This window comes from Nautilia sp. (assembly GCF_053994455.1).
Genome location: NZ_JBMYAU010000103.1, coordinates 1 through 8,147 on the forward strand (window position 1 = coordinate 1; position 8,147 = coordinate 8,147).

At 38.1% G+C, this 8,147-nt stretch carries 12 protein-coding genes; 8 read left to right on the forward strand and 4 right to left on the reverse strand.

The features are described 5' to 3' along the window. The first annotated feature begins 105 nt into the window (after positions 1-105). Complete coding sequence (locus tag ACXJIE_RS07475) at positions 106-645, forward strand: prepilin-type N-terminal cleavage/methylation domain-containing protein (protein ID WP_456480344.1); 540 nt, start codon at positions 106-108, stop codon at positions 643-645. Here ACXJIE_RS07475 and ACXJIE_RS07480 read toward each other — a convergent pair. Genes ACXJIE_RS07480 through ACXJIE_RS07495 form a run of 4 tightly spaced genes read right to left on the reverse strand, consistent with a single transcriptional unit; the run spans position 642 to position 3,038 of the window. Continuing rightward, entirely contained in the window at positions 642-1,403 is a 762-nt protein-coding gene (locus tag ACXJIE_RS07480; protein ID WP_456480345.1) for a UDP-N-acetylmuramate dehydrogenase, read from the reverse strand. The two genes, ACXJIE_RS07475 and ACXJIE_RS07480, sit on opposite strands and share 4 nt — an antisense overlap. Before the next feature lie 37 nt (positions 1,404-1,440). Further along, positions 1,441-1,707, reverse strand: a complete 267-nt coding sequence (gene fliQ / locus ACXJIE_RS07485; RefSeq protein WP_456480346.1) for a flagellar biosynthesis protein FliQ — start codon at positions 1,705-1,707, stop codon at positions 1,441-1,443. Next, on the reverse strand, positions 1,697-2,173 hold the full coding sequence (locus ACXJIE_RS07490) for a type II toxin-antitoxin system PemK/MazF family toxin (RefSeq protein WP_456480347.1): 477 nt from the start codon (positions 2,171-2,173) through the stop codon (positions 1,697-1,699). Before ACXJIE_RS07490 ends, fliQ begins: the two co-directional genes overlap by 11 nt. Then, the gene (locus ACXJIE_RS07495) at positions 2,154-3,038 is read right to left on the reverse strand and encodes a menaquinone biosynthesis family protein (RefSeq protein WP_456480348.1); all 885 of its coding nucleotides are present in this window, start codon (positions 3,036-3,038) and stop codon (positions 2,154-2,156) included. Before ACXJIE_RS07495 ends, ACXJIE_RS07490 begins: the two co-directional genes overlap by 20 nt. Before the next feature lie 389 nt (positions 3,039-3,427). Here ACXJIE_RS07495 and recA point away from each other — a divergent pair, with 389 nt between their 5' ends. The 7 genes from recA to ACXJIE_RS07530 all read left to right on the forward strand — a co-directional run bounded on the left by recA (position 3,428) and on the right by ACXJIE_RS07530 (position 8,107). Next, entirely contained in the window at positions 3,428-4,480 is a 1,053-nt protein-coding gene (gene recA / locus ACXJIE_RS07500; RefSeq protein ID WP_456480349.1) for a recombinase RecA, read from the forward strand. Further along, on the forward strand, positions 4,481-5,746 hold the full coding sequence (eno, locus tag ACXJIE_RS07505; protein ID WP_456480350.1) for a phosphopyruvate hydratase: 1,266 nt from the start codon (positions 4,481-4,483) through the stop codon (positions 5,744-5,746). Positions 5,747-5,786: 40 nt separating this feature from the next. Further along, the gene (locus ACXJIE_RS07510) at positions 5,787-6,032 is read left to right on the forward strand and encodes an FtsB family cell division protein (protein ID WP_456480351.1); all 246 of its coding nucleotides are present in this window, start codon (positions 5,787-5,789) and stop codon (positions 6,030-6,032) included. Next, positions 6,029-6,604 (forward strand): AMIN domain-containing protein, encoded by a 576-nt coding sequence (locus tag ACXJIE_RS07515; RefSeq protein WP_456480352.1) that lies wholly within the window; start codon positions 6,029-6,031, stop codon positions 6,602-6,604. Before ACXJIE_RS07510 ends, ACXJIE_RS07515 begins: the two co-directional genes overlap by 4 nt. Further along, the gene (locus ACXJIE_RS07520) at positions 6,591-7,100 is read left to right on the forward strand and encodes a shikimate kinase (protein WP_456480353.1); all 510 of its coding nucleotides are present in this window, start codon (positions 6,591-6,593) and stop codon (positions 7,098-7,100) included. Before ACXJIE_RS07515 ends, ACXJIE_RS07520 begins: the two co-directional genes overlap by 14 nt. Continuing rightward, positions 7,081-7,263, forward strand: coding sequence for a shikimate kinase (locus ACXJIE_RS07525; protein ID WP_456480354.1), 183 nt, complete (start codon positions 7,081-7,083; stop codon positions 7,261-7,263). Before ACXJIE_RS07520 ends, ACXJIE_RS07525 begins: the two co-directional genes overlap by 20 nt. A 250-nt stretch (positions 7,264-7,513) precedes the next feature. Continuing rightward, entirely contained in the window at positions 7,514-8,107 is a 594-nt protein-coding gene (locus ACXJIE_RS07530; protein ID WP_456480355.1) for a uracil-DNA glycosylase, read from the forward strand. Positions 8,108-8,147: the final 40 nt, after the last annotated feature.

Genomic DNA, 8,147 nt, shown 5'->3' on the forward strand with positions numbered 1-8,147 from the left:
AATATCATATTTAGTAAGAAAAACAAAGGCACATTCTAAATCTTTTGAGTGCTTAGATAATCGACTCGCTATGTTCTTTGTTAATCTTAATTTAAAAGGTGTTAAATGATGTTATTCGGTCAGTGCCAAATGAAAAAAGCGTTTACATTAATAGAAATTATATTCGTTATAGTGATAATAGGGTTAGTTTCATCGTTTGTGTTACCTAAATTTTTTAATTTAAAGGCGCACAGCGTTATAGAAAGTGTTTCTTATACTCTTACGACTGGTATTAGACATGCTGTAGAGTTAGCTTCGAACTATATGGATTTAGAAAATAATACTTCTTTTAAATTAGGGGATGTTTTAAAAATTGATAACTTAAAAACGGATACTAATAATTATTACGGAGGGGAGTTAGTTAAAGGATTAGTATGGCATTATACTACTATAGGTTCTTATAATAAAGACGGAACTTATGATTTGAAAGATATGACATATGCGACTCCTCAAGTAGTATTAAGAATTACACTTGATAAAGATAACAGACTGATTAAATACAGAATTAATTGTAAAAATCTTAAAATTTCGACACATGGAAAACTAAGAGAACTTTGTATTAAAAAATGGGGTGATGAGGATATTCAGGAGGAGATAAGTTTTTAAATGATTTTTATTTCTTCTTCGAGCGTTATGCCGAATGTTTCATAGACCCTTTTTTTTGCTTCATTGATTAAAAAAACCATATCTTCGAATCTGCCTCCTCCCGTATTGATAAAGAAATTGGCATGTTTCTCACTTACTTTTATCCCGCCTTTTGCCGTTCCTTTCATTCCCACTGCCTCTATCAGCCTGCCGGCGTAATCGCCTTTCGGGTTTTTAAACACGCTTCCTAAGCTCGGTTCTTTCGGCTGGTTTGAACGCAGTTTTTTTAGTTTCAAATCAAGAATGTAGTCAAAATTTTTTTCAATTTTAAAAACAACTTCGAATACGGGCTCTTTTATATCCGAAAACCTGTATGAAAAAGTGTAGTCTTTTTTTTCCTTTATGCCGGAGGCGGTTTTTAGTGCAAGCAGTTTTTCGGATATTTCGTAGTTTTTCACACCTGCGTTCATTTTTACGCTTCCTCCCACCGTACCGGGAAGTTTGGATAAAAATTCAAACCCCCCTATATTGTTTTTTTTGCAGAAGTTGTAAAGGGTTATGTTTTTTGTTTTCGCACCTACATACATATATCCGTTTTTGATTTTTATATAGCGGTAAATATCTTTTAAAACCCCTAAATTTTTTGCATCAGGCGAAATAAGGGTGTTGGTTGCGCCCCCTATTATGAATTCACCTTCGTAGCTGTTTTCGTCAACGGTTTTTACGTCGATAAGCGGTCCAATTTTTATACTCGATATTTTTGAAAAATCTATTAACATTTAAAAACCTTTGATGTGGTAATACATAAGGCGAAAATCATCTGAGAAAAGTCGGTATAAGGGAAAATACGTATTTTGTAAAATCGGTTATTTCGTTAAGCATCCACGGCATTGTCAGAATAAGCACTACGGCTATGGCTATTATTTTCGGAACGAAACTGAGCGTCATTTCGTTAATCTGTGTTGTCGCCTGAAATATGGAAATCAAAAGACCTATAATCATTCCGACCACAAGGGCCGGTAGGGCTAAAAGAAGTGCGAGTTTCAGTGTCTGTACGGCAAGGGCTATTATTTCAGACTGCATTTTTAATTCCTAATACGTTCATTACGGCGGTGTCGACCCGTTTCATTTCCTCATCGTTCAATGTTGTAATCAACCCTTTTGAAAAAATAATTTTCCCGGTTGATATTATACCGATTGCGGTGGCCACTATTTCGCTGTCTCGGCTCATATTGTCCCTTTTTTTTATAAATATTCTGTAATCTCCCCCCAAAATCTGTCCGGAAAGGGGCAGAACCGCAACGGTATGGTAAACACCTTCGAAACACGCCCTGTTTAAAAAATCGTTTTGGTATATTAAAAACGGTCTCGTTTTGGCGCTGTCTGTCAGTTTTGCAAAATAAATTTCCCCTCTTTTGAACTCAGGGACTTTTTCACCTTTAAATTCGCCTTCGAAAAATTCTGTGTAACTCGCCCTTTGCGTACGCGGTTTGCATTTTAGGGCAAGTTCGTTTCTTTTAAACCACTCTTTAAATTCTTGATTTTTCATTTTTTTCGTTAAATCTTAAATTTTTGTATTCCTGCGGTATCATATATTCTCTTACGTCTTTAATTTGCGGCAGCAGCCCGGCTTTGTATCCTATTTCGTAAAGTCTGTTGATTGCGTTTATCTGTTCTTCGTCAAGCGCGACGGATTTGTCGTTTGCGTAAAGGGAGAGGTATTTTTCAAGCGTATCCCCCTCAACCCTTACGAGGTTTCTCTGCAGCAGCATTTTTGCGAGCAGTTTTTTGTGCATATTCGCCACTTTTACGGCTTTTGTGAGTATGTTTTCTATTTCTATGGCGTTTATTAGGGGAATGGAGCGTCTGATTGCCATTCCCCCGAGGGGAAGCGGAACATCTCCCGCGATGTCCGTCCATATATCCCACAGTTCTTTTTCCACTTCAAGCCTTTCGTCGAATGTGAGTATGCTTTCGTGTATCAGTACCCCGGCGTCTACCTCACCGTTTAACACGGCGTTTTCGATGTCGAGGAAATTTTTGTATACGATTCTTGCCTTCGGATATGCTATTTTGAAAATAAGCGCGTTTGTGGTGTATTCTCCGCTGAGGGCGACTTTGAAATTGGGTTTTAGTTTTTTGCCTTTTAATTTTACGAGTTTAGGACCGTAACCGTAGCCGAAACTTACGGCTGTGCGTAAAAGGGCGTATTCGTTTTTTATAAAAGGGTAGACGCCGAAACTTATTGCGCTTACGTCGTAAACGTTTTTAAGGGTTTTTTGATTAAGGGTTTCTATATCCTCGGCGATGTTTTTAAAATTGTATTTATTGTTTGTAATCCAGCCGAATTTAATTGCATAGTACATAAATATATCGTCGGCGTCTGGGGAATGCGCAATGGTGTAATTTTTCAAAACGTATCCTTTTTGTTCGTTTTTAAAACAGACATAAATTTTTTATCCCAGTCCATAAAAGGGCTGATAAACATTCTTATTTTAATAAGATCTCCTATTTGTAAAAAGGGTGCAAACGTTCCACCTCCGCTCGTTTTACACTAATTTAAGCTGCAACGTTTTTCTGTTTCCGTAATATCAATTGCCGGTGAATTAATGTGTTTCATAATTTTAATCATTTTCCGTTTTTTATTGATATAAGTTTTGTTTTTTGCCTTTTCGTTAAATTATACCATAATACCGGCAGGTAAAACAAACCGCGCTTTTTGCCCTTTTTGTCTTCTTTTGAGCTTTCTTATTCTTTTAACCTTTTTTGATATAATTACATAATATTATATAAAAGGATTTAAATGGATGCGAACAAGCAAAAAGCGCTGGAACTCGCTATGAAACAGATTGACAAGCAGTTTGGTAAAGGTTCGCTTGTCAAGCTCAGCGACAAGGAAATCGAACCTATAGCGGCGATTCCCACAGGCAGTTTCGGACTTGATCTCGCACTTGGAATAGGGGGTATTCCAAAAGGCAGGATTACCGAAATTTACGGACCGGAAAGCAGCGGTAAAACTACGTTGGCGCTTTCGATTATAGCGCAGGCTCAAAAAGAGGGGGGTATTGCTGCTTTTATCGATGCGGAACATGCTCTTGACGTTATTTATGCAAAACATATAGGGGTGGATGTGGACAATCTGCTTGTTTCACAGCCCGATTACGGTGAACAGGCTCTCGAAATAGTCGAAACGCTTGCAAGAAGCGGGGCTGTGGACATCATAGTCATAGATTCCGTGGCGGCCCTTACGCCTAAGGCGGAAATAGAGGGGAATATGGGTGACGCGCAGGTCGGAGTTCAGGCGAGGCTTATGAGCCAGGCGCTGAGAAAACTCACAGCCGCTATTCATAAAATGAATACGACGGTGGTTTTTATTAACCAGATAAGAATGAAAATAGGAATGATGGGGTACGGTTCCCCGGAAACCACGACCGGAGGAAACGCGCTTAAATTTTATTCCTCCGTAAGGCTTGACGTAAGAAGAATAGCTACCCTGAAACAGGCCGACAAGGAAGTGGGCAACAGAACGAAGGTGAAAGTAGTTAAAAACAAAGTGGCCCCTCCTTTTAGGATAGCCGAATTCGACATAATGTTCGGCAAAGGTATAAGCAGGGAGGGGGAACTGCTCGATTACGGCGTGAAACTCGACATTATCGATAAAAGCGGTTCATGGTTCAGTTACGGCGCCACAAGACTCGGACAGGGAAAAGAAAACGCAAAAGAGTATCTGAAAAACCATCCCGAACTTGCGAAAGAAATAGAGGAAAAAATAAAAGAGGCTTTGGGTGTGGAACTTTCACATATGATTGAAACCATTGAAAAAAATGAAGACGAATTAAACTTAAAAGGAGAGTAAATGATTTTTATCGAAGATATTTTTGCGGATGAAGTTTTGGATTCGAGGGGGAACCCTACCGTAAGAGCGAGTGTTGTTTTAAGCGACGGAAGCAGGGGAAGCGCAATAGTGCCGAGCGGTGCGAGCACGGGAGTAAACGAAGCCCTTGAGCTCAGAGACGGGGGAGAGAGATATCTCGGAAAAGGTGTTTTGAAAGCGTGTGAAAACGTAAATACGCTTATCGCAAACGAACTTATAGGCGTTTCGCCTTTTGATCAGGCGGAAATTGACGCTATTATGCTGGAACTCGACGGAACGGAAAACAAAAGCAAGCTGGGCGCTAATGCGATTTTGGGAGTTTCCATGGCGGTGGCAAGAGCGGCTGCCGCTTCTTTGAATATGCCTCTTTTCAGATATCTCGGGGGAAGCAATGCGGTAATTTTGCCGACACCTATGCTTAATATAATCAACGGCGGTGCACATGCAGACAATGATGTGGATTTGCAGGAATATATGATTATGCCGACCGGATTTGACGATTTTGCGGAAGCTCTGAGGGCGAGCAGTGAAATTTACCATACTCTTAAAAAACTTTTGGTAAAAGACGGGCACAATACCGCTTTGGGAGACGAGGGAGGTTTTGCGCCTAATTTTAAAAACAACGAAGAGCCTATCGAGTATATTTTAAAAGCGATAGAAAAAGCCGGGTACAAACCGGGTGATGAGGTTAATATAGCCCTTGATGCTGCAAGCAGCGAATTTTATAAGGACGGGAAATACGTTCTTGCCGGTGAAAACAAAACGTTAAGCGCCGAAGAGCTTGTGGATTATTATGCATATTTATGTGAAAAATATCCTATCGTTTCCATCGAAGACGGTGTTGCCGAGGAAGACTGGGACGGATGGAAGATTATTACGGAAAAACTCGGTAACAAGGTACAGTTAGTGGGTGACGATCTGTTTGTTACGAACAAAAAGATCCTTCAAAAAGGGATAGAGTTGGGTGTTGCGAACTCAATACTTATCAAGCTCAACCAGATAGGAACCGTAACCGAAACCATGCAGACGATGAGACTTGCGTACAGAAACGGATATACCTGTGTGGTGTCCCACAGAAGCGGTGAAAGCGAAGACGCTTTTATTGCGGATCTTGCCGTCGGTATGAACAGCGGACAGATTAAAACGGGGGCACCTGCAAGAGGTGAAAGAAACGCAAAATACAACAGGCTTCTTGAAATAGCGAGAAGTATGGCGGGAAGCGAATATATAGGAAAAGAACTGTTTTAAAAGATGAAAACTTTTTTGTTTTCATCCGGGGGGGGATTAAGTGTTCGATTTTGACGATTTGGTATATAAAAAGATTGATTTTAAGATGATAATAGTAGTGATAGCCGCTTTTATTTTCGCATTTTACGTGTATGATCTTCTTTTCGGGGAAAGATCTTACACCAGGCTTTTGGATTTGCAAAGCGAATACAAAGAATTAAAAACACACGTCGAAACGCTGAAAAAAAGAAATGAAAAGCTGCAAAAAGAGTATTTCGAATTAAAAGAATTGCAAGGCGGAGAGTGAAAAAACTTATATTATTTATTTCGGTTTCTTTTTTGTTTTGCAGGATGAATCCCTTTCAACCGGTGGTAAAGCCTCAGGACGTTATAATTATAAAGCCCTCTTATTTTAAAGAAGCGAAAGTTTTTTTGCCTAAAGATGCCAGAGTTTTAAAAAAAATCGTTTTTGTGTACCAGAATATCAACGGTGATATAAAACAAAAAGAGATTGAAATAAATAAACATATAGATTTTCACAAACCTATTTATATAATGCATTCCCCTAAAAAATTCCCTATGAAAAGGCTGATATTTTTAAACCTGTTTAATATGTACGTTAAAGATAAAAAAATATTTATTCAGACGAAAGATGCGCTTTTGAGAAGTTTTTTTCTTGTAAAGCCCTTTAGAATAGTGCTGGATTTTAAAAGAAACGCGGATTTTCTGACCGTTAAGAAATATCTGAAAAATTCGATAGTAAAGAAAGTCGTTGTCGGAAACCACAGCGGATATTACAGGGTAGTAATATACTTTGACGCAAAATATATGTATAAAATTAAAAAAACGGACGAAGGTATAAAAATTGAGCTCAGATAAAAATTTAATTTTAACCGGTTTTATGGGCAGCGGAAAATCTACAGCGGGCAGGATTCTGGCAAGGGAGCTTAACACCTATTTTCTTGATACGGATATTCTTATAGAAAGTTTTGAAAACAGAAGCATAAAAGAGATTTTTGAAAAAGAGGGGGAGGAGTCTTTCAGGAAAATGGAAAAAAGATGTTTTGAGTGGATTAAATGTAACGTAAAAAATACAATTATATCTGTCGGAGGGGGTTTTCCGGTTTATATTCCCGAAATTAAAGAGGCCGGGAAAGTTATATATTTAAGGGTTGAATTCGAGGAGATCTTAAAAAGAATGAATGAAAAAGAAATTGAAAAAAGACCCCTTTTTCATAATATAGAAAGAGCGAAGGAACTTTTTAAAAAAAGGGATAAAATATATGCGGAACTTGCCGATATAATAATACAAAACGATAATTTACAAAAAACCGTAAAATTGATAAAGGATTATTATGCAGGTAAGCAGCGCTGATATGAGGGCCGCAATAGCGGCGGACGTTCAGAAAAAAGCTCAGGATGTCGTTAAAAATATACTTGGCGGCATATTGGAAAAAACCTTTGAGAACACAAAAAAAATAGAAGAAATGGCGGCGGCTGCCACAGGCAAAGGCGGAAATATAAACCTGAAGGCCTGAAAAGCGGAATACAATGGATTACAATATAAGTGACAGACACTTTGATTCAATGTTGTTGTTTTATCGTAAAATGGAAAATAAACAACGGGAAGAGATTTAATATAGGAAATTTTCAGTTTTTAAAAATACATAATTTATGTAATGTTTTTGTGATTAAAATGCGGCGTTTACCTTTGTTGTCCGGTTTTTTTATTCAAAACAATATTTGCTTTCGGGGTTGGTATAATTATAAAAAACAATCGGAGAAGTAATGAATTGGAAAGAAAAACTGCTGGATTTTTATAAAAAAAGAAAAGGGTTTATTAATGCGCATCTGAGTGAAAATATAGATTTTACCGATGTTTTTGATCCGTATATCGGAGAAAAAAAAGACAATCCCATAATGATAATAGGTGAGTCGCCCGGGGCTAATGAAGTGAAACTGAAACGGCCTTTTGTAGGAAAAGCCGGTGAAAATCTTACGTATCTTATTGAAAAAAGCGGTTTAAACAGAACCCGGGACTTTTTGATAACGAACGCTTTTCCTTTCAGAACGTACGAAAGGGGAAAAAACAGAACACCTAAGGCGGAGGAACTTAAAACGGGGGCGAAACTTCTTGAAAAAGAAATTGAAATCGTAAAACCCGAGCTTATAATTTTATTGGGCAATTCCGCAATAAAGGCGTTTTCGTACATACCCTGGGCGAAAGAGGTGAAAAATCTGAAAAAGTGCGGAATCTACAATATACACGGATATAAAATAGGCTTGTGTTTCCATCCTTCGCCTCTTGCTTTTAACCGTAAGGATATAAGAGAATCTTTGGAAAAATTTTTTAAAAGGCTTAAAAATGAAACTGTTAAGTGAAATAATGCTAAGTAAACTTGTATATCAGTTTAAAACCTTA

Excerpts from the sequence above, each read along its gene's own strand:
- ACXJIE_RS07490 (WP_456480347.1), bottom strand. The coding sequence starts at position 2,173 with ATGAAAAATCAAGAATTTAAAGAGTGGTTTAAAAGAAACGAACTTGCC.
- recA (WP_456480349.1), top strand. The coding sequence starts at position 3,428 with ATGGATGCGAACAAGCAAAAAGCGCTGGAACTCGCTATGAAACAGATT.
- fliQ (WP_456480346.1), bottom strand. The coding sequence starts at position 1,707 with ATGCAGTCTGAAATAATAGCCCTTGCCGTACAGACACTGAAACTCGCA.
- ACXJIE_RS07480 (WP_456480345.1), bottom strand. The coding sequence starts at position 1,403 with ATGTTAATAGATTTTTCAAAAATATCGAGTATAAAAATTGGACCGCTT.
- ACXJIE_RS07530 (WP_456480355.1), top strand. The coding sequence starts at position 7,514 with ATGAATTGGAAAGAAAAACTGCTGGATTTTTATAAAAAAAGAAAAGGG.
- ACXJIE_RS07525 (WP_456480354.1), top strand. The coding sequence starts at position 7,081 with ATGCAGGTAAGCAGCGCTGATATGAGGGCCGCAATAGCGGCGGACGTT.
- ACXJIE_RS07475 (WP_456480344.1), top strand. The coding sequence starts at position 106 with ATGATGTTATTCGGTCAGTGCCAAATGAAAAAAGCGTTTACATTAATA.
- eno (WP_456480350.1), top strand. The coding sequence starts at position 4,481 with ATGATTTTTATCGAAGATATTTTTGCGGATGAAGTTTTGGATTCGAGG.